The sequence below is a fragment of the Halovulum dunhuangense genome, assembly GCF_013093415.1.
GTDB lineage: Bacteria > Pseudomonadota > Alphaproteobacteria > Rhodobacterales > Rhodobacteraceae > Halovulum > Halovulum dunhuangense.
Map to the genome: position 1 here is coordinate 786930 of NZ_JABFBC010000002.1, position 21252 is coordinate 808181.

The following is a 21252-nucleotide window of genomic DNA, read 5'->3' on the forward strand; positions in this document are numbered from 1 at the left end:
CATGGATAGCCGGGTGAGCGAGCCGCGCGCGCTGCTGTCGTCGGTCTTCGGTTTCGACAGTTTCCGCCCCGGGCAGGAAGAAATCGTCAGCGCCGTCTGCGCCGGGCGCGACGTGCTGGCGATCATGCCCACGGGGGGCGGCAAGTCGCTGTGCTACCAGTTGCCGGCGCTGGCCCGCGAGGGGGTGACGGTGGTCGTATCGCCGCTGATCGCGCTGATGCGCGACCAGGTGCGCGCGCTGCGCGAGGCGGGCGTGAGCGCGGGGGCGCTGACCTCGGCCACCGACGAGGCGGAGGCGGAGGAGATCTTCTCCGCGCTCGATGCCGGGCGGCTGAAGCTGCTCTACATGGCGCCCGAACGGCTGGCGCGGGCCGGGACCGAGGCGCTGTTGCGCCGGGTGCGGCCGACGATGATCGCGGTGGACGAGGCGCACTGCGTCAGCCAGTGGGGCCACGACTTCCGCCCCGACTACCTGGAGATAGGGCGGCTGCGCGAACGGCTTGGCTGCCAGGTCACCGCCTTTACCGCGACCGCGGATGCCGAGACCCGGGCCGAGATCGTCACCCGGCTCTTTCCGGAGACGCCGGAGGTGTTCCTGCGCGGCTTCGACCGGCCGAACCTGGACCTGGTTTTCCGGCCCAAGGACAACCCGCGCGCGCAGTTGCTGGATTTCGTGAACGCGCGGCGGGGCCAGTCCGGGATCGTCTATTGCGCAAGCCGCGCCCGGACCGAAACGCTGGCCCGCGCCCTGGGAGAGGCGGGGCATTCGACACTTGCCTATCACGCCGGCATGGAGGCCGATGCACGCCGCCACGCGGAGACGCGGTTCCAGCGCGAGGACGGGCTGATCGTCTGCGCCACCGTCGCCTTCGGCATGGGGATCGACAAGCCGGACATCCGCTATGTCGTTCATGCCGACCTGCCGAAATCCATCGAGGCCTATTACCAGGAGATCGGACGCGCCGGGCGGGACGGGCTGCCGGCCGAGACGCTGACCCTGTTCGGCGCCGACGACATCCGCCTGCGCCGGGCCCAGATCGACGAAAGCCTTGCCCCCGACGAGCGCAAGGAGGCCGATCACGGGCGGCTGAACGCGCTTCTGGGCCTGGCGGAAACCCCGCATTGCCGACGGCGGGCGCTGCTGGCCTATTTCGGCGAGACGCCCGAGGATGATTGCGGCGGCTGCGACACCTGCCGCGAGCGGCCCGAGTTGCACGACGCGACGGAAGCGGCGCAGAAGGCGTTTTCGGCCGTGCTGCGCACGGGCCAGAGTTTCGGCTCGGGCCACCTGATCGACCTCCTGCGCGGCGTCCGGACCGAGCGGATGCGCGAGCGCGGCCATGACGAGTTGCCCACCTTCGGGGTGGGAAAGGATCTGTCCAAGGCACAGTGGCAGGTGATCTTTCGCCAGCTGATGGGCCTGGACTACCTGCGCCCCGACGTGACGCGCCACGGCGCGTTGCGCCTGACCGAGGCGGCGCGGCCCTTGCTGCGCGGCGAAGCGGGGCTGGAGCTGCGGCGCGACCGGCTGGAAGGGGCGGCGCGGGCCGTCACGGTGGCCCCGCGGGCGTTGGTCGACGAGGAGGACGCGGCCCTTTTCGCGGCGCTGAAGGCGCGGCGGCGGGCGCTGGCCGAGGCGGCGAAGGTTCCGGCCTATGTGATCTTTCCCGACCGCACGCTGGCCGAGATGGCCGCCCGGAGGCCCGCGACGCTGGATGCGATGCGGCAGGTGCCCGGCGTGGGCGACACCAAGCTGGAGCGCTACGGGCAGGTGTTCCTGGAGGTCGTCACGGGCGCATCGGTGGCCGCCCTGCACCCGGCACGGCGCAGGATCGCCGGGCGCGGCGCGGCGGACCTGTTCGACCGGCTGCATGCCGAGATGGTGCGGCTTGCGCGTGGCGAGAGCGGGCTCGAGAAATACCTTGGCTGCACCCATGCGACGCTGGTGAAGGTCGCCGAGACGCGCCCGGGCTCGATGGCGGCGCTGGAGGCGGTTCCGGGGATGGGCGCGCAGAAGACCGCGCGGTTCGGGACGGCCTTTCTCGCCATCCTGACCGAGGACTAGGGTGCCGGCGCCGGATGCCTCCGGCGGGGATATTTGAGGAAAGTGGAAGGCGGGCGCGGGGGCGCTCAATCCTCCATGGCGGCGCGTTCCTCGACGATCTCGAAGGGGACGCCGGGCTCGTCCTTGGCGCAGCGGATCACGAGGGAGGTCTTGACGCTGGCGACATGGTCGGCTGCGGTGAGTTCCTCGGTGAGGAAGCTCTGGAAGGTGGAGAGATCGGGGGCGACGCATTTGAGGATGAAGTCGATCTCGCCGTTCAGCATGTGGCATTCGCGGACCAGGGGCCAGGAGCGGGCACGGGCCTCGAAGGCGGAGAGCACCGCCTCGGCCTGGCTGGTGAGGCTGACCATGGCGAAGACCTGCACCTCGAAGCCGAGTCCGCGGCCGTTGACGCGGGCGTGGTATCCCTCGATGAAGCCCGTCTCCTCGAGGGTGCGCACGCGCCGCAGGCAGGGCGGCGCCGAGATGCCCACCCGGCGCGACAGCTCGACATTGGTCATCCGGCCATCGGCCTGCAGTTCAGCGAGTATCTTGCGGTCGATCGGATCGAGCTTGACGCTTGGCACGGAACGGGTCCCCCTGGAAATCGAAGGTTATTTTACCAGCACCGGCATATTGCGCAAGATTGTTTCAAGCTTGCGCAATGATTTAATCGCGAGACCGGCAGGATCCGACGGCTCGGCCGGGGTTCCACGGCCCCGCCGATCGGCCTATATACGGGGCCATGCCTGCACGAGACGCGTGCGAGAAGGAGCTGCGCCATGTCCGAGACCCGCCACACCCGCCTGTTGATCATCGGTTCCGGCCCCGCCGGCTATACCGCCGCCATCTATGGTGCGCGCGCCATGCTGAACCCGGTGCTGGTGCAGGGGATCCAGCCGGGCGGACAGCTGACCACCACCACGGAGGTGGAGAACTGGCCCGGCGACACCGAGGTTCAGGGCCCCGACCTGATGGTGCGGATGGAAGCGCATGCCAAGGCCATGGGCACCGAGATCGTGCAGGACCACATCTCGCGGCTGGATCTGCAGGCGCGGCCCTTCGTGGCCGCGGGCGACAGCGGGACGACCTATACCGCGGATGCGCTGATCCTTGCGACGGGGGCGCAGGCGAAATGGCTGGGGCTGGCTTCGGAGGACAGGTTCAAGGGCTTCGGCGTGTCCGCCTGTGCGACCTGCGACGGGTTCTTCTACCGCGGCCAGGAGATCGTGGTCGTCGGCGGCGGCAACACCGCCGTCGAGGAGGCGCTGTTCCTGACCAATTTCGCATCCAGGGTGACGCTGGTCCATCGCCGGGACACGCTGCGCGCGGAGAAGATCCTCCAGGAGCGCCTGTTCGCCAATCCGAAGATCGAGACGCTCTGGTTCCACGAGATAGAGGAGGTGCTGGGCACCGACAGCCCGCTGGGTGTCGAGGGGGTCCGGCTGCGCGACGTGCGCGACGGGTCGCTGCGCGAGCTGCCCTGCAAGGGGCTCTTCATCGCGATCGGTCATGCCCCCGCCTCGGAGCTGGTGCGCGACCAGCTCGAGACCCATCACGGCGGCTATGTGAAGGTGGAACCGGGCACGACCCGCACCTCGATCCCGGGCGTGTTCGCGGCCGGCGACCTGACGGATCATGTCTATCGCCAGGCGGTGACCAGCGCCGGGATGGGCTGCATGGCAGCGCTCGATGCCGAGCGCTATCTTGCGGCACTGGACGCGGGTGCGGCGAAGGCCGCCGAATAGGACCGGCGTCCTTGGGCCAGCTGGGGGAATTCGCGCTCGCGCTGAGCGGCGGGGGCGCCGCGGCGCTGGGGCATGTGCCGATACTTGAAGTGCTGGACCGGCTGGAACTGCGGCCGGTGGCGGTCGCGGGCACCTCGATGGGGGCCGTGATCGGCGCCTGCCACGCGTCCGGCATGGACGGGGCGGCGATGCGGCGACACCTGGAGGGGGTGCTGGGCGATCGCTGGTCGCTGCTGCGGCGCGTCACGGGCGCGATGGGGCTGGAAGGGCTGGGCAGCCTGCCGGCGATGGACCCGCTCAGGATGGTGGAGGCGTTCCTGCCCGACGGCGTGCCGGAACGGTTCGAGGATCTGGAAATCCCGCTGCGGGTGATCGCGACGGATTACCACGCGCAGGAGCAGAAGATCTTCGACAGCGGCCCGCTGCGGCCGGCACTGGCGGCCTCCATCGCGATTCCGGGCGTCTTTCGCCCCCATGCGCTGGGGGGTCGGGTCTATGTGGACGGGGGCGTGGTCAACAACCTGCCCTTCGACGCCCTGCCGGACGCGGCAATGGTCATCGCCGTCGACATGGCGACCGAGACGCCGAACGGGGATGCAGGCGAAGTGCCCGGCACCATCGAATGCACCATGGGTGCGATGCAGGTGATGATGCGCGCCATGCTCGAGTTGCGGATGCGGACCGAGGCGCCGGAGATGCTGGTGCGGTCGGGCGCCGGGCGTTTCCGGGCGCTGGAGTTTCACCGCCTGCGCGAGATCCTCGACGCGTCGGCCCCGGCAGCGGAAAAGTTGCAGCGGTTGCTGGAGGGATGGACCGAGGAGGCCGAGCGCCCCCGGCCCGTTGTCGTCACCGGGGACTAGCGCCGCCTATTCTGCCGCCATCAGGGGTGCAAGGCGGCCCTTGCCGAACACCAGCGGCGTGCGGTCGCTGGCAGCGAAGCGCAGGACACGGCCCAGGATCACCTCGTGATCGCCGCCGTCGCAGCGGTTGTAGACGCCGCACTCGAAGCTTGCGGCGCTGTCGGGCAGGACCGGGATCCCGTGCAGGCCGGGCTGCCAGTCGAGGCCCGCGAAGCGATCCTCGACCCGCGAAGAGAAGATGCCCGGCAGGTCGGACTGCCCGACCGCCAACACGTTGATCGCGAAATGCGGGTTCCGCTGGAAGGACGGGAGGCTGGACGCGCGGAGCGCGATGCTCCAGAGCACGAGCGGCGGATCGAGCGAGACGGAATTGAACGAACTGACGGTCAGGCCGACCGGGCGCCCGTCGGGATCGAGGGTGGTGACGACCGCCACGCCGGTGGGAAAGCAGCCCAGCGCGCGCCGGAACTCCTGCGGATCGGGAAGGGACGGGCTCTGGGCGTCGGGCTGCATCGCAACTCTCCTGTCTGTTGCACTGCAAGATAGGAGGGACCGGCGTCAGGACAAATCCCGCGCGCGTGGCGACAGTCAGTTTCCGGAGGCCGGCGCCCCGGCGCGCGCGCGGCAGGGGCCGAAGACGGCCGCAAGGCCCAGGATGAGACCCGAGACGGTGGCGATCATGCCGGCGGCGCTGACCGCGTCCCTTGCGCCAAGCCAGAGCGGGCCATAACCGGCAAGGACATAGCCCAAGATGGCCGAAAGCGCCGCGAACAGGACGGACCAGGCGATCTGCCGCTCCAGCCGATTGGTGACCAGGCGGGCGGCTGCGGGCGGGCAGATGAACATGGCGATCACGATGATCGAGCCGACCGCGTCGAAGGCCGCCACCGCGGCCACGGCGGCCGCGATCACCAGGCCGACGCCGATCGCCCCCACCGGCAGACCGAGGGTGGCGGCGAAGCCCTCGTCGAAGGTCGAGATCTTGAGCGGGCGCCAGAACAGTCGCAGAAGCGCCAGCATCGCCGCGCAGGTCAACGCGATGCGGAGCAGTTCCGGCGGCAGGCCGGCCAGCGCAGCGGGATCGATGAGCGAGCCCCAGCCGGTGGCGTCCAGCCAGATCAGCGTCTCGAGATTGCCGTAGAGCGCATGCTCGACATCCAGGTGGACCGAGGAGGTGTCGGACTGCTCCAGCAGCAGCACGCCGGCGGCGAAGAGCGCGGTGAAGGTGACGCCCATCGCGGCGCCGGGTTCGATCCGGCCGAGGCGGCGGATCGTCTCGATCATCACCACGGCGACCACGGCCGCCCCCGCGGCCCCGATCAGCATGGGCCAGGCGGCGACGGTGCCGGTCACGAGAAAGGCCACGACGATGCCGGGCAGGGCCACATGGCTGATCGCGTCGCCGATAAGCGCCTGCTTGCGCAGCAGCAGGAAATTGCCCGGCAGCGCGCAGGCGATGGCGGAAAGGACACCGATCAGGAGCGGCGTCAGGCTGAAGGGGACGAACTCCGCGCCGCTCATGCCGGCAGCGCCTGCGGCGGGCCGAGGCGGCGGTCGATCTCGGCGATCTGGTCCGGGGTGAGCACGCTCTCGATTTCCTCGAGGCCGTCATGCGGCGAGAGGGTGTCGTCATGTGCCGCCATCCGTCGGGCCATGCGCCAGCGCGCCTCGTCGCGCAGGGCGCGGGCTGCGCGCGCCCGGCCCGCCTGGGTGGGAACACCGTCGGCACGGATCAGTCCTGCCCGGCGCAGAAGCCGCAGCGTCAGCGGCTCGTGGATTGCCTGGCCCTGGGCAATTGCCAGCAGCCCCTGCCGCAGGTGCACCCGGTCGCGAAAGCGGCGATGGCGCACGGCCGCGGCCAGAACGCCGCGCCCCGGAGCCAGCAGGAGCGAGAGCGCAAAGAGCGCGAAAGCCACCAGCACGATGATGGGGCCGGTCGGTAGCGCGGGCGCCGTGGCGGAAAGCGCCGCGCCCAGATAGCCCGACAGCCCCCCTGCCCCGCCCGCGATCAGCGCCACATGCCCGGCGCGGTCGGTCCAGAAGCGCGCGGTGACCGGGGGGATGACGAGCAGCGCCACGATCAGGACAAGGCCCACGATCTTCAGGCCGATCACGGTCACGGCAAGTACGAGCGCCATCATGGCAAGATCGGCACGGCGGATGTCGATGCCGATGCTGCGGGCATATTCGGGATCGAAGGCGGTCAGCAGCATCGGGCGGTGCAGCGCGCCCACGGCAAGCAGCACGAGAAGGCCGCCCAGCGCGATGGTCAGCGCGTCGGACCAGAGCATGCCGGCTGTCGCCCCGAGAAGAAAATCCTCGAGCCCCGCCGCGCGGCCCGCGCCAAGCGTCTGGATCACGGTCAGAAGCACGATGCCCGCGCCGAAGAACACCGACAGCACGGCGCCGATGGCCGCATCCTCGGACAGGCGGGTGCGGCCGGTCAGCCATTGCACCAGCAATAGCCCGACAAACGCCGACAGGGCAGAACCGGCCAGCAGGCCCGGAAGCCAGCGGCCATCCAGCCCGAGCGCGACCATGACCAGAAAGGCAAGCCCCACGCCGGGCAACGTCGCGTGGCTGATCGCGTCGCTGACCAGCGCCCGCTTGCGCAGGAAGAGAAAGGTGCCGGTGACCCCCGCAGCGATTCCCAGCAGCGCCGCACCTGCCGCGACAAGGGCGGCGTTGTAGCCAAGCTGCAGGGTCAGCGCCTCGAGAAGCATGTCATCCCCCGGCGGCGATCCGGTCGATCTGCGCGGTGGCGAGCCGCCCGCCATAGGCTGCCTGGAGCGTTTCCGGGGTGAAGGCGGTGGCCACCGGTCCCTCGGCGATGCAGCGCACGTTCAGCAGAAGCACGCGGTCGAAATACTCGGCCACGGTGGACAGGTCGTGATGCACGGCCACGACCGTCCGTTCCTCTGCCTTGAGCGACTTCAGGACGGCGATGATCGCCTTCTCGGTGGCTGCATCCACCCCGGCGAAGGGCTCGTCGAGCAGGTAGAGATCCGCGTTCTGCGCCAGCGCCCGGGCAAGGAACACCCGCTGCTGCTGGCCGCCCGAAAGCTGACCGATCTGGCGGTCGGCAAAGCCCGCCATGTCCACCCGTGTAAGGCAATCCCTTGCGCGGGCCATGTGCGCGGCGCGGATGCGACCCAGCAGGCCAAGTTCCCGCGACAGGCCCATCAGGACGACGTCGATCACCCGGGTCGGGAAATCCCAGTCGACACTGGCGCGCTGGGGGACATAGGCGATGCGCCCGCGCTGCTGTTCGAGCGGCTGGCCGAAGACGGTCACGCTGCCGGAGACGGGCCGCAGGATGCCCAGCGCCGCCTTGAGAAGCGTGGACTTGCCCGCGCCGTTCGGCCCGATGATCGCCGTCATGCTGCCCGGCGCGACGGTCGCATCGACCGAGAATACCGCCGGTTTCTCGCCATAGGCCACCGTCAGGCCCCGGATCGCCAGCGGGCTTGCCGCAAGATCCGGCGGGTCGGCCCGCACCAGGGCTGGCGCTGCGCTCATGCCGCCCCCTCGACCGGGCGGGACAGCCGACCGTCCATGCCGCGTTCGGGAACACTGCCGCCAAGGGCTGCGGCGATGGTGCTGACATTGTGGTCGATCATGCCGAGATAGGTGCCCTCGTAGCTGCCGTCGGGGCCCATCGCGTCGGAGTAGAGTTCCCCGCCGATGCGCACCGTGTGACCCTTGGCGGCCGCCCCCTCGATCAGGGCGCGGATGTTGCGGTCCGAGACGGTGCTTTCCACGAATGCAGCGCCGATGCGGCGTTCGACCAGCATGTCCACCAGTTCGCCGATCCGCGCGAGCCCGGCCTCGGATTCGGTCGAGATGCCCTGGATACCAACGACCTCGTAGCCATAGGCAGCGCCGAAATAGCGGAAGGCGTCATGCGCTGTGACCAGCACCCGCGCCTGTTCGGGGACCGAGGACAGCACGTCCGTGCTGTATCGGGCCAGCCGGTCCAGTTCGGCCAGATATGCCGCGGCCCGGGCGTCAAAGTCGGCAGCCTCGTCGGGGCGAACCTCGGAAAGCGCGTCGCGGATCCGGGTGACGGCCCCGGCCCAGAGGGTGGGGTCCATCCAGACATGGGGATCGCGACGGCCGGCGTAGTCCTCGTGCCCGATCAGGCGCGCCTCGGGAAGACTTTCGGCGACAGCGACGACCGGCTGGCGGGCGGCCAGATCGAGAAGGAACTCCTCCATCTGCGCCTCGAGATAGAGGCCATGCCAGAGCACGAGTTCGGCGCGCGCCAGCGCCACGATATCGGTCCGGGTCTGCCGATAGGAATGGGGGTCGATCCCCGGCCCCATCAGCGCGCGCACATCGACTGCCGCGCCACCTATGACACGGGCCGCATCGGCGATCATCCCGGTTGTCGCGACAATGGAGAGAGGCGTGGACCCGCGCGCCGCGGCACTGCCGAGCGCGAGGACGGGAAGGAGGCCGAGAAGCGTGCGCCTTGTGGTCGTCATCCGTGAATGTCTCCGCGACCGGGGCGCGGGGCCGGCCGCCGGTCTTTCACGTCATATGCCGGCTTAACCTGGAAAGTCAATGCAATTGAGAATTATTCGCAACTGGAGCTTGCGCACATTTTCGCGCGCGGTAAACATGGTTCGCATGAACGGACCGGCGCACCAGCAGATCGACGAGATGGAGCAGGCCCTGCGTGCCGACGGCATGCGGATCACGCGCCAGCGCAGCGCGATCCTGCGCGTGCTGGCCGAATCGGACGATCATCCGGCCGCCGACGAATTGCACCGCCGCACGCGCGAGATGGATCCGACGGTGTCGCTTGCCACGGTCTATCGCACGCTCTCGGCGCTGGAGGCGCATGGCGTCATCCACCGCCTGACATTCGAAGGGGGCGGCGCCCGCTTCGAGACCGCCGACAGCCCCCATCACGACCACATCATCGACATGGATACCGGCGCGGTGATCGAGTTCCGGTCGGAAAAGATCGAGCGGCTCCAGGCCGAGATCGCGGCCGAGCTGGGGTATGACGTGGTGCACCACAAGCTGGAACTCTACTGCCGCAAGCGCTGACGGGGCTCAGCCGGGCCCGATCCGTGGATCGCATCCGCCAGACGCGGGACCGGTTGCCGCGCCCCGCCCCGCCCGGTCATGGTTATCGGGATATTCGACGATGCGACCCCGGGCATCGGGAAAACGCGTGTAGTAGCCCAACGTGACAGGGACGCGCGGCGTCGGCACGTCGAAGGGCCGGCGCCCCTCGACCAGTGCCGTGACCGTCTCCCGGTCGTTGTCCAGCAGCCATGCCGCCAGCCCCGCCCAGTCCGGCACGCGGACGCAGCCATGCGACAGGGCGCGGTGATCCTCGGCGAACAAGTCCCTTCGGTCGGTGTCGTGCAGGTAGACCAGCAGACCCGGCGCCAGCCGCACCGCCAGCAGCCCGAGCGGATTTGAGGGCCACGGCGGCCAGGCGCGGTCCCGATACTCGCCGCTTGCGACCATGGCCTGTGTCGGCCGCCAGGTCGGGCGAAACCGGACAGAGGTGGTATGGGTCCCGATCACCGGGGTCGGATGCGAGGGGATGGCGACGATGACGCGGCTTCGCGGCGCGGGCGCCCCGTCCTCGAAGGCGATCAGCTCGAATGCGGGGATGTTCACAAGCACCGCCTTGCCGCTGTCGGGCACGACATGGGCGATGCCGGCCCTGTCCAGCCGGCGCGGGTAGTTGCCTGCCGGGCCGCAACCGGGCATCAGCGCCAGCTAGAGAAACGCGGCCCCCATCACGAAAGGCGGGGGACTGCGCATCGGGAAACAACGGTCCTGTCCCGACACGGGCCAGGCCCGCGTCAAGGTATCGGGGGTGGCCTTGACCTCGGTCAAACCGGCGCCGCGCCGGCGCGCGTAGCATCGGGGCATGAAGCGGATGCAGGACAACACGGCGATCGCCGCCCGTCTTGACGAGGCGGCGGATCTGCTGGAGGCGCAGGGGGCGGACCGGTTCCGTGTCGGCTCCTACCGCGATGCGGCAGCACGGCTCAGGGGTCTGGGACGCCCGGTCGCCGACATCCACGCCGAGGGCGGCCGTGCGGCGCTCATCGCCCTGCCCGATATCGGCGAGCGGCTGAGCCGGGCCATCGTCGAAATGCTGTCCACCGGACGATGGGCGCAACTGGAACGGCTGCGCGGGGACAGCGCGCCCGAGGCGCTGTTCCGCACCCTGCCCGGCATCGGGCCTGCGCTTGCACGCACGCTCCATGAAACGCTGCATGTGGACACTTTGGAGGCGCTGGAGGTCGCCGCCCATGACGGGCAGCTGGAAGGGCTGCATGGCATCGGGCCGCGCAGGGCGCAGGCAATCCGCGACAGCCTGGCGCAACGGCTGGCGCGGCGCAGCCGGGTGCGTTCGGACACCGGGCAAGAGCCCGGCGTCGGCCTGCTGCTGGAGATCGACGCGCACTACCGCGCAGAGGCCGCGGCCGGACGCCTGCCGCAGATCGCGCCCCGGCGCTTCAACCCCGACGGCAGGGCCTGGCTGCCGATCCTGCACGCTGATCGCGACGGCTGGTCCTTCACGGCGCTTCACTCGAACACCGGGCTTGCGCATCGGCTTGGCCGTACCGGCGATTGGGTGGTGATCCATTTCTCACATGACGCGACCGGCGAGGGTCAGCGCACGGTCGTCACCGAAACGCGCGGCCCGCTGAAGGGGCGGCGCGTCGTGCGCGGACGCGAGGCCGAGTGCCTGCAACTGGCGGGCCACGGCAAGGCGCCTACGAATTGATGCGGGTCAATGCATCCCTGCCCCGGTCCTGCGACGCTCAAGGCGCCCCTTCTCCGAGAGGAAAGGCATCCATCGTGCACACGGACCCACAGATCGCATTCGTCGACATCGATCCCGATGTCCGGATCGAGAGGCGCATCCGCGAGCGGCTGACGCGTCTCGACCGGCTCAGCGACAAGCTGATCTCCTGCTCGGTCAAGATCCGGGCCCCGCATCAGCGCCACCAGAAGGGCACGCGCTACATCGTGGACATCGCCGCCGAACTGCCGGATGGCGGCCGTCTTTCGGTCGGGCGATCGCCGGGGGACGATGGCGCGCATCAGGATCCGCTGGTCGCGGTGCGCGATGCCTTCGATGCGATGGAGCGCCAGCTCAAGCGCTGGAAGGAACAGCACGGCGGACGACCCACGGTGCTGGAGCACCCGCTTCAGGGACGGATCACCCGGATCGAACCCGGCAAGGACTTCGGCGAGATCGCAACCACGGACGGGCGCAACATCTATTTCCACCGCAATGCCGTCCTGGGAGACGGGTTCGACGCCCTATTGCCGGGCGACACGGTCGAGCTGACCGTCGACCAGCGGGATGCGGACAAGGGCCCCCATGCAAGCATGGTGCGCCCGATCACCCGCGCCGCGTTCACCGACAAGCCCTGAGCGGGCCGCCGCGCGTGTTCCGGGACCGGCAGGAGGCAGGCGAGGCATTGGCGCGGGCGCTTGCAGCCCGCATCGGCCGGGACCCGGCGCTGGGCGGGCCGGGGGACGCCCGCATCGTCGTGGCCCTGCCCCGGGGTGGCGTTCCGGTCGCGATGGAAGTCGCAAGGGCGCTGCACGCGCCGCTCGGGCTGGTGCTGGTGCGCAAGATCGGCCTGCCCTGGCACAGCGAGCTTGCGGCCGCCGCCGTGGTCGACGGCACGCCCCCGGTGCTGGTGCGCAACGAGCAAGTGATCGCCATGTCCGGCATGTCCGAGGCGCAGATCGAGGACGGCAAGGCCGCGGCGCTGGCCGAGATCGCCCGGCGGCGCGCGCTGTGGCTGCCGGACGGGATCGACACGGATGTCGCGGGAAAGATCGCGATCGTGGTGGATGACGGGATCGCAACCGGCGCCACCGCCCGCGCCGCCCTGACCGCGCTGCGCCGTCAGGGCGCGCGCGGCATCGTGCTGGCGGTGCCAGTGGCGCCGGCGGATGCGCGCGCGGCCATCGGCGGGGACGCGGACCTTATGCTGGTTCTGGAGACGCCGCCGGATTTCGTGGCCGTCGGCGCGCATTACCGGCGCTTCGACCAGGTGTCGGACAACGAGGTGAAGCGGATGCTCGAGCACTACCGCTCGGGCGCCGCAGGAAAGGGAGACAAGGCATGAGACTTGAGAACGGGACGCTGGTCGTGGTGGCCGATGGCGAGAAGTACATGCTGCTCGAGAATGCCGGCGAGGGGTTGCGCATCGATCTGCGGGTGCGCGACGTGGAGGAGACGGACATCCCCCCGACGCGCGAGCAGGGCGCCGACCGTCCGGGCCGCACCATGGCATCGGGCGACCGGCGCGCCAGCATGGGCCAGACCGACTGGAAGGCCCTGGGCAAGGCGGCCTTCGCCCGCGACCTTGCCCGGCATCTGGAAAAGCTCCAGCGTCCGGGCCGGGCGCGGCCGATGGTGGTGCTGGCCGATCCGCGCACGATGGGCGAACTGCGCCGCGACATGGGCGAGGGGCTGCGCAGGCATGTGGTGGCAGAGATCCTGGGCGACTACGTCCACCACACCACCGCCGACATCGAAAAGACGATCAGGGACGCGGAACCCTGAGCCGCCCTTGACCCTGCCGGTCCCGAAGCCCTAGAAGCGCCGCGAAACCGGAACAGCGCCGAGGCGGGGAAATGGGCTTCAAGACTGGCATCGTGGGCCTGCCGAATGTGGGCAAGTCGACCCTGTTCAACGCGCTGACGCGCACGGCGGCGGCGCAGGCGGCCAACTTCCCCTTCTGCACCATCGAGCCGAATGTCGGCGAGGTGGCGGTGCCCGATGCCCGGCTCTACAAGCTGGCCGATATCGCCCAGTCGAAGCAGATCATCCCGGCGCGGATGACCTTCGTGGACATCGCGGGGCTGGTGAAGGGTGCAAGCCAGGGCGAGGGTCTTGGCAACCAGTTCCTTGCCAACATCCGCGAATGCGACGCGATCGCGCATGTGCTGCGCTGCTTCGAGGATGACGACATCACCCATGTCTCGGGCCGGGTCGATCCTGTCGAGGACGCCGAGGTGATCGAGACCGAGCTGATGCTGGCGGATCTGGACAGCATCGAGCGCCGGCTCGCGAACCTGTCGCGCAAGGTGAAGGGTGGCGACAAGGAAGCGCTGGTCCAGCAGGGGCTTCTGAACCGCGCCAAGGCCGCCATCGAGTCCGGCAAGCCCGCGCGCACCGTCGAGGTGTCGGACGAGGACAGCAAGGCCTGGAACCAGCTGCAACTTCTGAGCGCGAAGCCCGTCCTTTACGTCTGCAACGTAGAGGAGGACAAGGCAGCGACCGGCAACGCCCTGTCTGCGAAGGTCGCGGAAAAGGCCGCCGCCGAGGGCGCAGGCTGCGTGGTGATCTCTGCCGCCATCGAGGAGGAGATCGCGCAGCTCGACGATGCCGAGCGCCGCGAGTTCCTGGACGAGATGGGGCTGGAGGAGGCCGGGCTCGACCGCCTGATCGCGGCGGGTTACGGGCTGCTGGGCCTGATGACCTATTTCACCGTCGGCCCCAAGGAGGCCCGCGCCTGGACGATCCCCGCCGGCACCACCGCCCCCAAAGCGGCGGGCGTCATCCACGGCGATTTCGAGCGGGGTTTCATCCGGGCGGAGACCATCGCCTACGACGACTTCGTCGCCCTGGGCGGAGAGGCCGCCTGCCGCGAGGCGGGCAAGCTGAGGGCCGAGGGGAAATCCTACATCGTGCAGGACGGCGACGTCATGCACTTCCTCTTCAACACCTGAGGCGCGCATCCCCCAGCGCCATTAAGCTTAAATGCCATGCATTCGGGCCTTTCCCGGTAACTCCGTGGTCGGACCCCTTCCCTAGCATGACCGCGGGTGCGCCAACAGGCGCGGGGGCGGTCGGGGGGCCGGAATGTCGGGGATCATTCAGACGGGGCGTGTTCTATTCGGCGATGCCGACAACCCGCTCGACGGTATCAGCGATGTCGAATGGATCGAGACGGGAACCGGCCTCTATCTTGCCGTGGCATCCGAATCGCATGGCGCCGTCTCTGTCTTTGCGCTGGACGACGCCACCGGCCCGACACTTGTCGCGCGCCTGAACCTGTCGCCGACATCCGGCACATTCGTGCTTTCGGACCTGGTCCCGGCGCCGCTTTCGACTGGGATGCAGCTTGTCACGCTTGGGCGCTACGATGACAGCTACGGGGTTTACAGCTTCGGCGACGACGGTGCGCTGACCCCGACCGGTGTCCCGCTATCGGGGCCCCTCGTCACCGGCGGCCATGTGGGCGCGACCCACGAGATCAACGGCCGCACCCTGCTCTATTCCGCCAATATCGGCGCCACCGGGCTGGAAGTATTCGACGTGTTGCAGGGCGGCGGCCTTGCGCATCTTCAAACCTTCGTCGATATCAACGCGCGGCCCATAGCGGACGTCACGGCGCTGCATCCTGCCAATCTCCATGGCTCCGACTGGCTCTTCGCCGCAAGCGCGTTCGATCAGGGGATCGGATCCATGGGCCTGAACTGGCGCGGCAGGCCCTGGTTCATAGAGCGGTTCCACCCGCAGGAAGACCAGGGCTTCGCCCGTGTGACCGAGATCGACAGCCTTCAGATCGGCGACCGGGCCTTCGTGGTCGTGGCGGCCTCGCAGACGGACTCTCTCTCGGTGCTCCGGCTCTCCGTGCATGGCCGGATGAAGATGGTGGACCACCTGATCGACACCCTTGCCACACGGTTCGAGGACGTTCAGGCGATGGAGGCCTTCCAGACCGCGGATCGGTCCTTCGTGATCGCGGCCGGGGCCGATGACGGCGTTTCCCTGTTCGAGCTGACCTGGAACGGCCGCCTCGTCCATCTCGAGACGCTGGCGGACGGGTTCGACACGACCCTGCGCAACCCTTCATCGCTGGCCGTGAGGGTGGTCGGCGACACGGCCCGGGTCCAGGTCGGCTCTGCCTCGGAACATGGCGTGACGGAACTGATACTCGATCTCTCGCGCAGCGGCTCGGAGATATGGGGTGGCCCGGTGCCAGACCAGCTTGTGGGAACGCCCCGCGATGACGTGCTCTGGGGTCTTGGCCGCTCGGACCAGCTGTTCGGCGACGAGGGCGACGACCGCCTGATCGACGGCCGCGGCCGCGACATGCTTCACGGTGGTCTCGGCGAGGACACCTTCGTATTGATCAAGGATGGCAGGACCGACCGCATCGCCGATTTCGAGCCGGGGATCGACAGGATAGACCTGAGCGACTTTGCCTATGTGAACCACATGGACGACCTGCTGATCGCCAGTCGGCTCTGGGGCGCCGTGATCTTCGTCGACGACGAGCGGATCCGCCTGCACCACCCCGACGCCGTTCCCTACGATGTCACGGATCTGACCGCGGACAGTTTCATCTTCGGCTGACGGGACAGGTAGCTGCGCCGTCCGCGCCACCACAGCCGGCCGGATAGGCCGTTCCATCGGGTCAGTCCGTCGCCGGGGCGTTCAGGTGCTGACGCCCAAGGCTTCTGGCGTTCAACGTCGGCAAGGCATGCTTCTGCTGCTGCTGCACCTTCGGTACGACCGCGAAGGTGCAGCAGATCGCCATCGAATGGCAGCGAGGGGCCCACCCCAGCGCCCATCACAAACGGCAGGATTGCCATTGGCAGGGACCGCCAACAGGTTTGGCAATATCCGGTCGGTGCTCGCAGCGAACGCCTGCGGCACCGTTCGACGACAGGCCTTGGCGGCCGATCTTGGGCTTGGGCCAAGATGCTGTTTTCGCCCTTGTATCCATGGGCCAAACACTGCTATCCGCGTCAGTGGAGACGTGGCCGAGTGGTCGAAGGCGCTCCCCTGCTAAGGGAGTAGACGGGAAACCGTCTCGAGGGTTCGAATCCCTTCGTCTCCGCCACAATCACAAATCACTGGTATTACTGGGCTTTCCTCTCGACGGCCGGGCTTTGCTGTCCGGGCTGTATCACGAGAATGCCGCGAGCGAGGACATGCGCTGTGTTGTCCAGCCTCCCGGCCCCGGCGAGAGCTGGGGGTTCGGGATGGTGAGCCCGCCCGATCTCGTGGGGGTTCCGAACCCATGGATCGGAATACCGCTGGGCACAGAGACCAGGAAAGGGCTTGGCACCCGCCATCTCCACCGCCCGCAAGCTCCATGACTTCGCGCCGGGCGACATCCGCAGACTGCAGGATGGCTTGAGCGACGGCGAAGCCTTCTCCCTCGCTTCGGCTGTGGAGTGGCGGGAGGCGATCCTGGCCGCCCGCAAGAAGGCGCAGGAAGAGGGCGGCCCCTTCAACGGCGGTGTGGAGTTCGTCCTGACTGACAAGCTGGAGCAAGCCGCAACGCGGCGTTTCAATCGACCAGCTCAAGCGTTTTGCCCGCGTGGCTACTGGGCAGGGTATCCGCCCGACCTCGCCCACGCGCAGTATGTGGAGGCTTGTTGCGCCGGATATCCCTGCGGCTATGCCCGTTCGATCCGGCGCAGCCCCGGACGGTGGGCGCGGCGAAGTTGCCATGACCGGGATTGATACCGTTCGGTGGAAGGGGGGGCCCTTTTGGCCGGCACCATGGCCCGTATCAGCGCGGGCTGGCCAGGAAGCCTGGATCGGGGTGGCGGGCCGGGCGACAGACCGCCCGGCCACTGCCGTGTCAGTTCCGCAAGGCGGCGCGTTGGGCGTGCGGTTCGCGCAGGACAAGCCCGCCAAGCGCTACATCGTGAGTGTCCGTCTTGGGATCGTAGGAGATCGTGTAGCGGGTCGGATACCATCCGGTCCTGGCCACCGCCTCGGGCTGCTTGACCTCGGCCGTGATCGGCTGGCGCGACGCGATCACGTCGAGGCTTACCATCGGTTCCACAAAGGTAACCGCGCCGTCCCAGGAGCCGTAGATGAAGACGTGGTCGAACGGAGCGCCGGAAAAGATCGGGTGGGTCGTGTCGAGCCAGTGCTCGCCCATCGCCGGAACGGGGTCGGGCTGCGGCGGCGGGGCGTAGTCGGCCGGCATGAAGATGCGGTCGGGATAGTTCGCCGCCCTGGTCATGTAGGCGGGGTCCGCCGGGTCGATGGCTAGCCGATCGGCCTCGGACGTGAAGTAGAAGTGCACGTCGAAATGGGGCACGCCGAACAGACCGTCGGGGTGGTGACCATGCGGCATCCAGTCGAGCGAAACATGGCCGTAGCCTGCCTCTATCGCCCTTTCGGGCAGCGGCAGGGTAACGAAGATCATGTCGTTGCCCAAGGTCGCGACGGCGTCTGCGGACATCGACACGCCGATCTCCTGCGGCCGGTTCTGGCTGTCGAGCAGCGCCCAGCTGTGCGCGGTCCCGGCCCCGAAGGCCACTTCGGCCCCCCGGACGATCTCCTCTGCGGCAACGGCGGAGGTGAGGCCGACGCTCGCGGTTGCGGCCAGGGCGATTTGTCTGGCGATGTTCATCTTGCGGTTGTCCTCGTTCTTGTGCCGCCCGCGGACAGGTTTTCCGAAGCTACCTTGGGCGGCGATTGCGATGGCGGGGACATAGCCATCGGTGCACCTCCGCGCCCGCTAAGAGTTCGCTAAGGAATGCTAAAACAATCTTAAGCCGCTCGGGCGTCCCGGCGCAGATCCCGCTTTCGGCAAGCCGGGATCGGGTGTAAATCTTTTCGATCGCTTCCATCCGAGTTGCCCCGGTGACGACCACGCCCGCAACCACGCTCCGCTCTGAACAACCCGCCAGGCCATCGGAGGATCTTGCCGCCTGGTCCGCGATCCTGCGCGGTGCCTCCGACGGCTCCGTGCTGTCGTCCGAGATGATCGCGTTCTGCACCTCGGGCCTCAGCGTGGTCATGGCCGCGCGCGGTTCGAACGGTCGGCCCATCGCCGGGCTGGCGCTGGCTGCACGGGCGGATGCCGGCGTGCTGCGGCTGATGCTGCGGCGGCCGGCGAACGTGGCGCTTCTGGATGCCATCGCGCAAGGCAGTGCGGTGGCTGCCACGTTTACCCGCCCGCGCGATCACAGCGCGGTCCAATTGAAGGGCCGGGCCGGGTCCGCGACCCCGGCAGATGCCGAGGACATGGCGGCGCTGGCCACGCAAACGGCGCAGTTCCGCGAAGTGCTGATCGGCATGGGCTACAGTCCCGCCTTCTCGGCGCTTTACGGGACCTACCAGGTACAGGAAATCGTGACGGTCCCACTGATGACCGAGCGTGCTTTCGTGCAAACCCCCGGGCCGGGGGCGGGCAGCGAGATCCGCCCATGAGCGACTGCCTGGTCGCGATCCGCAACTGCCTCGAAGGATTCGTGCCGGCGATCCTGGCCACCTGCGATGCCGACGGATTGCCCAACGTGTCCCTGATAAGCCAGGTGCATTTCGTCGATGCCGAGCGCGTGGCGCTGTCCTACCAGTTCTTCAACAAGACCCGGCGCAACATCCTCGCCACCCGGGCCGCGTCGGTCGCCGTGGTCGATCCGGTGACCTGCGCACAATACCGGCTCGATCTGGACTACGAAGAGACCCTGACCCACGGGCCGGTCTTCGAGGCGATGAAGGCCCGCCTTGCCGGGATCGCCTCGCACAGCGGCATGGCAGGCGTGTTCCAGCTGCTGGGTTCCGATATCTTCCGGGTGCGTACGATCGAGACGATCGACGGGCCGGCGCTGGGCGCGCCGCCGCCGCGCCAGGACCTGCTGGCATTGCGGCGCGTCGCGGATCGGCTGGCTGGCAAGGACGATCTGGAGCATCTCCTCGACGCGGCACTCGAGGCCATCGCGGGGGAATTCGGCATCGCCCACGCCCTGATCCTGATGTGCGAACCGCGGGCCGACCGGCTCTATACCGTGGCGTCGCGGGGATACGCCGCCCCGGGCATCGGCTCGGAGGTGGCGTTCGGGGACGGCGTGATCGGCGTCGCCGCTCGCGAGGGTGTCCCGATCCGCATAAGCAACATGGCCGCCGAATACGACTACGGCAACGCGATCCGCCAGAGCGCGCAGCGGTCCGGCCATGCCTGGTTCGCCGGTGCCGAAATCCCCTTTCCCGGCCTTGCCGCACCCCAAAGCCAGCTCGCCCTGCCGATCGCCTGTCGTGGAAACGTGCTGGGCGTGCTGTTCGTCGAAAGCCGCGAGGCGATGCGATTCTCGTTTGCCGACGAGGATGCGCTGGCGCTCGTCGGCGCCCATCTCGGGGCACTGATCGCGGCCATGCCGCGGGACGAAGCGCCGGCACAGGCCGGTCTCGACATGCAGGAAATCGACGCGACACGGGTGGTCCCTGTCCGCCGTCATGTCGCAGACGACAGCGTCTTCTTCGGCCACGACTACATCATAAAGGGCGTTGCCGGCGCGATCCTCTGGCGTGTCCTGAGCGAGCATGTCGAAAGCGGGCGCCAAGAATTCACCAACCGCGAGCTCAGGCTCTACCTTGCCCGCCGCCTGCCCGACCACGCCGAGAACCTGGAGGCGCGGCTTGTGCTGCTGCGCCGCCGGCTTGAGGAACGCGGCGACGGCATCCGCATCGAACGCTGCGGGCGTGGTCGGTTCCGGCTGGCCGCGGATTGCCGATTCGAGCTGGAAGAGATCGGCGGCGCCGCGGTCCAGTCCGCCAATTAAGGTTCCTTGAGCCTTTCGTGCACGATCATTTAGGCACCGCTGCGCTGGCAAGCGGTCTATACGCCGCCTCCATCACACCGATGGAGGCTATGGATGAACACGGAATGGATGATCGAGGCGCTGGAGCGGATGATGCTGATCCGGGCCCACGAGGAGACGGCGGCCGCGTTGCAGCAAGCGGGCCGCGCGCCCGGCAGCTGCACTGCGATAGGCGGGGAGGCGTCGGCGGTGGGCGTGGTATGGGCGCTGGGCGAGGACGACGAGATCCTCACCAACCACCGCAGCGCTGGACACCTGCTGGCCCGCGGGGCCGATCCGAACCGGCTGCTGGCCGAGATCATGGGCCGTCAGGATGGCTACTGCGGCGGCAAGAGCGGCCCGCTGCACGTCTCGGCGAGCGAGTTGGGCGTGGTGCTGACCTCGACCATCGTCGGCGGCGAACTGGCGTTGGCGACCGGCGTCGCGCTGAGCCGGCGGATGGCCGGGCGCGAGGGGGTCGTGGCCTGCTTCTTCGGCGACGGGGCAGCCTGCCAGGGCCGGTTTCACGAGTCGGTCAATCTGGCGGCGGTCTGGGGCCTGCCGGTGCTTTATGTCTGCGAGAACAACCACTGGCAGGCCTTTGTGCACCGCGACGAGACGATGCTGGTGGACAGCATCGCCGCCCGGGCGCCCGGCTACGGGATCGAAGGCGCCCGCGTCGATGGCACTGACGTGATCGCCGTGCATGAGGCCGCCCGCCACGCCATCGCCCGCATCGCCGAGACCGGCCGCCCCTATCTGCTGGAGACCGTGACCTACCGCCTGCGCGGCCATTTCGAGCCGGACGACATGGCCTATGTCGATCCGCAGGAGCATGCCAGCTGGGCCGCCCGCGATCCCATCGACCTGCTGCGCAACCGGTTGGTCGGATCCGGCGCCCTGGACCGCGCAACGCTGGACGGCATCGAGGCGCGCGTCGCCAGGCGCATCAGCATGGCCGAGGCCTTTGCTTCGGCCAGTCCCTTCCCGGCGCCCGAGGCGCTGACGACCCATGTTTATGCCTGAGGACAATGCC

Annotated in this window: 22 protein-coding genes and 1 tRNA gene; 15 read left to right on the forward strand and 8 right to left on the reverse strand. The window is 68.7% G+C overall.

What is annotated here, in order from left to right; translation table 11 throughout:
* Nucleotide 1 precedes the first annotated feature (1 nt).
* A complete protein-coding gene (recQ, locus tag HMH01_RS14515; RefSeq protein WP_216366861.1) occupies nucleotides 2-2065 on the forward strand; it encodes a DNA helicase RecQ in 2064 nt (687 codons plus the stop codon).
* Nucleotides 2066-2130: 65 nt separating this feature from the next.
* On the opposite strand, the gene HMH01_RS14520 is transcribed toward recQ, so the two are convergent.
* A complete protein-coding gene (locus tag HMH01_RS14520; RefSeq protein ID WP_171326478.1) occupies nucleotides 2131-2631 on the reverse strand; it encodes a winged helix-turn-helix transcriptional regulator in 501 nt (166 codons plus the stop codon).
* A 195-nt stretch (nucleotides 2632-2826) separates the two neighbouring features.
* Here HMH01_RS14520 and trxB point away from each other — a divergent pair, with 195 nt between their 5' ends.
* Both trxB and HMH01_RS14530 read left to right on the forward strand, forming a co-directional pair.
* Entirely contained in the window at nucleotides 2827-3792 is a 966-nt protein-coding gene (gene trxB / locus HMH01_RS14525) for a thioredoxin-disulfide reductase (protein WP_171326479.1), read from the forward strand.
* 11 nt (nucleotides 3793-3803) lie between these two features.
* Entirely contained in the window at nucleotides 3804-4652 is an 849-nt protein-coding gene (locus tag HMH01_RS14530; RefSeq protein WP_171326480.1) for a patatin-like phospholipase family protein, read from the forward strand.
* Between the two features lie 6 nt (nucleotides 4653-4658).
* On the opposite strand, the gene HMH01_RS14535 is transcribed toward HMH01_RS14530, so the two are convergent.
* The 5 genes from HMH01_RS14535 to HMH01_RS14555 form a co-directional block, all read right to left on the reverse strand.
* Entirely contained in the window at nucleotides 4659-5165 is a 507-nt protein-coding gene (locus HMH01_RS14535; RefSeq protein WP_171326481.1) for a flavin reductase family protein, read from the reverse strand.
* A 75-nt stretch (nucleotides 5166-5240) separates the two neighbouring features.
* Complete coding sequence (locus HMH01_RS14540; RefSeq protein WP_171326482.1) at nucleotides 5241-6173, reverse strand: metal ABC transporter permease; 933 nt, start codon at nucleotides 6171-6173, stop codon at nucleotides 5241-5243.
* A complete protein-coding gene (locus HMH01_RS14545; protein WP_171326483.1) occupies nucleotides 6170-7375 on the reverse strand; it encodes a metal ABC transporter permease in 1206 nt (401 codons plus the stop codon). Before HMH01_RS14545 ends, HMH01_RS14540 begins: the two co-directional genes overlap by 4 nt.
* Before the next feature lies 1 nt (nucleotide 7376).
* Nucleotides 7377-8171: a metal ABC transporter ATP-binding protein gene (locus tag HMH01_RS14550; RefSeq protein WP_171326484.1), complete on the reverse strand. Its 795-nt coding sequence runs from the start codon at nucleotides 8169-8171 to the stop codon at nucleotides 7377-7379.
* Complete coding sequence (locus HMH01_RS14555) at nucleotides 8168-9139, reverse strand: metal ABC transporter solute-binding protein, Zn/Mn family (RefSeq protein WP_171326485.1); 972 nt, start codon at nucleotides 9137-9139, stop codon at nucleotides 8168-8170. Before HMH01_RS14555 ends, HMH01_RS14550 begins: the two co-directional genes overlap by 4 nt.
* A 145-nt stretch (nucleotides 9140-9284) precedes the next feature.
* On the opposite strand from HMH01_RS14555, the gene HMH01_RS14560 reads away from it, so the two are divergent.
* Nucleotides 9285-9710 (forward strand): Fur family transcriptional regulator, encoded by a 426-nt coding sequence (locus HMH01_RS14560; RefSeq protein ID WP_171326486.1) that lies wholly within the window; start codon nucleotides 9285-9287, stop codon nucleotides 9708-9710.
* Nucleotides 9711-9716: 6 nt separating this feature from the next.
* Here the strand turns inward: HMH01_RS14560 and HMH01_RS14565 are convergent, their stop codons facing one another.
* Entirely contained in the window at nucleotides 9717-10388 is a 672-nt protein-coding gene (locus tag HMH01_RS14565) for a L,D-transpeptidase family protein (RefSeq protein WP_171326487.1), read from the reverse strand.
* Nucleotides 10389-10551: 163 nt separating this feature from the next.
* Here HMH01_RS14565 and HMH01_RS14570 point away from each other — a divergent pair, with 163 nt between their 5' ends.
* The 8 genes from HMH01_RS14570 (at nucleotide 10552) to HMH01_RS14605 (ending at nucleotide 17142) form a co-directional block, all read left to right on the forward strand.
* Nucleotides 10552-11418 (forward strand): helix-hairpin-helix domain-containing protein, encoded by an 867-nt coding sequence (locus HMH01_RS14570; RefSeq protein ID WP_171326488.1) that lies wholly within the window; start codon nucleotides 10552-10554, stop codon nucleotides 11416-11418.
* Between the two features lie 74 nt (nucleotides 11419-11492).
* Nucleotides 11493-12074 (forward strand): HPF/RaiA family ribosome-associated protein, encoded by a 582-nt coding sequence (locus tag HMH01_RS14575; protein WP_171326489.1) that lies wholly within the window; start codon nucleotides 11493-11495, stop codon nucleotides 12072-12074.
* A 14-nt stretch (nucleotides 12075-12088) separates the two neighbouring features.
* Entirely contained in the window at nucleotides 12089-12781 is a 693-nt protein-coding gene (locus HMH01_RS14580; RefSeq protein ID WP_343035326.1) for a phosphoribosyltransferase, read from the forward strand.
* The gene (locus HMH01_RS14585; protein ID WP_171326490.1) at nucleotides 12778-13221 is read left to right on the forward strand and encodes a baeRF12 domain-containing protein; all 444 of its coding nucleotides are present in this window, start codon (nucleotides 12778-12780) and stop codon (nucleotides 13219-13221) included. Before HMH01_RS14580 ends, HMH01_RS14585 begins: the two co-directional genes overlap by 4 nt.
* A 71-nt stretch (nucleotides 13222-13292) precedes the next feature.
* Nucleotides 13293-14390, forward strand: a complete 1098-nt coding sequence (gene ychF / locus HMH01_RS14590) for a redox-regulated ATPase YchF (RefSeq protein WP_171326491.1) — start codon at nucleotides 13293-13295, stop codon at nucleotides 14388-14390.
* 133 nt (nucleotides 14391-14523) lie between these two features.
* Nucleotides 14524-16023 carry a M10 family metallopeptidase C-terminal domain-containing protein gene (locus HMH01_RS14595; protein ID WP_171326492.1) on the forward strand — a complete coding sequence of 500 codons (1500 nt, stop codon included), beginning with the start codon at nucleotides 14524-14526 and terminating at the stop codon, nucleotides 16021-16023.
* A gap of 400 nt (nucleotides 16024-16423) precedes the next feature.
* Nucleotides 16424-16513, forward strand: a tRNA-Ser gene (locus HMH01_RS14600).
* A gap of 221 nt (nucleotides 16514-16734) precedes the next feature.
* Complete coding sequence (locus HMH01_RS14605) at nucleotides 16735-17142, forward strand: hypothetical protein (RefSeq protein ID WP_171326493.1); 408 nt, start codon at nucleotides 16735-16737, stop codon at nucleotides 17140-17142.
* 121 nt (nucleotides 17143-17263) lie between these two features.
* Here HMH01_RS14605 and HMH01_RS14610 read toward each other — a convergent pair whose 3' ends face one another.
* The gene (locus HMH01_RS14610; RefSeq protein WP_171326494.1) at nucleotides 17264-18046 is read right to left on the reverse strand and encodes a hypothetical protein; all 783 of its coding nucleotides are present in this window, start codon (nucleotides 18044-18046) and stop codon (nucleotides 17264-17266) included.
* A 233-nt stretch (nucleotides 18047-18279) separates the two neighbouring features.
* Here HMH01_RS14610 and HMH01_RS14615 point away from each other — a divergent pair, with 233 nt between their 5' ends.
* The 3 genes from HMH01_RS14615 (at nucleotide 18280) to HMH01_RS14625 (ending at nucleotide 21242) form a co-directional block, all read left to right on the forward strand.
* The gene (locus HMH01_RS14615; protein WP_171326495.1) at nucleotides 18280-18849 is read left to right on the forward strand and encodes a hypothetical protein; all 570 of its coding nucleotides are present in this window, start codon (nucleotides 18280-18282) and stop codon (nucleotides 18847-18849) included.
* Nucleotides 18846-20198, forward strand: coding sequence for a GAF domain-containing protein (locus HMH01_RS14620; RefSeq protein WP_171326496.1), 1353 nt, complete (start codon nucleotides 18846-18848; stop codon nucleotides 20196-20198). The genes HMH01_RS14615 and HMH01_RS14620 overlap by 4 nt, the downstream gene beginning before the upstream one ends.
* Nucleotides 20199-20291: 93 nt before the next feature.
* Nucleotides 20292-21242 carry a thiamine pyrophosphate-dependent dehydrogenase E1 component subunit alpha gene (locus HMH01_RS14625; protein WP_216366862.1) on the forward strand — a complete coding sequence of 317 codons (951 nt, stop codon included), beginning with the start codon at nucleotides 20292-20294 and terminating at the stop codon, nucleotides 21240-21242.
* The last annotated feature ends 10 nt before the right edge of the window (nucleotides 21243-21252 follow it).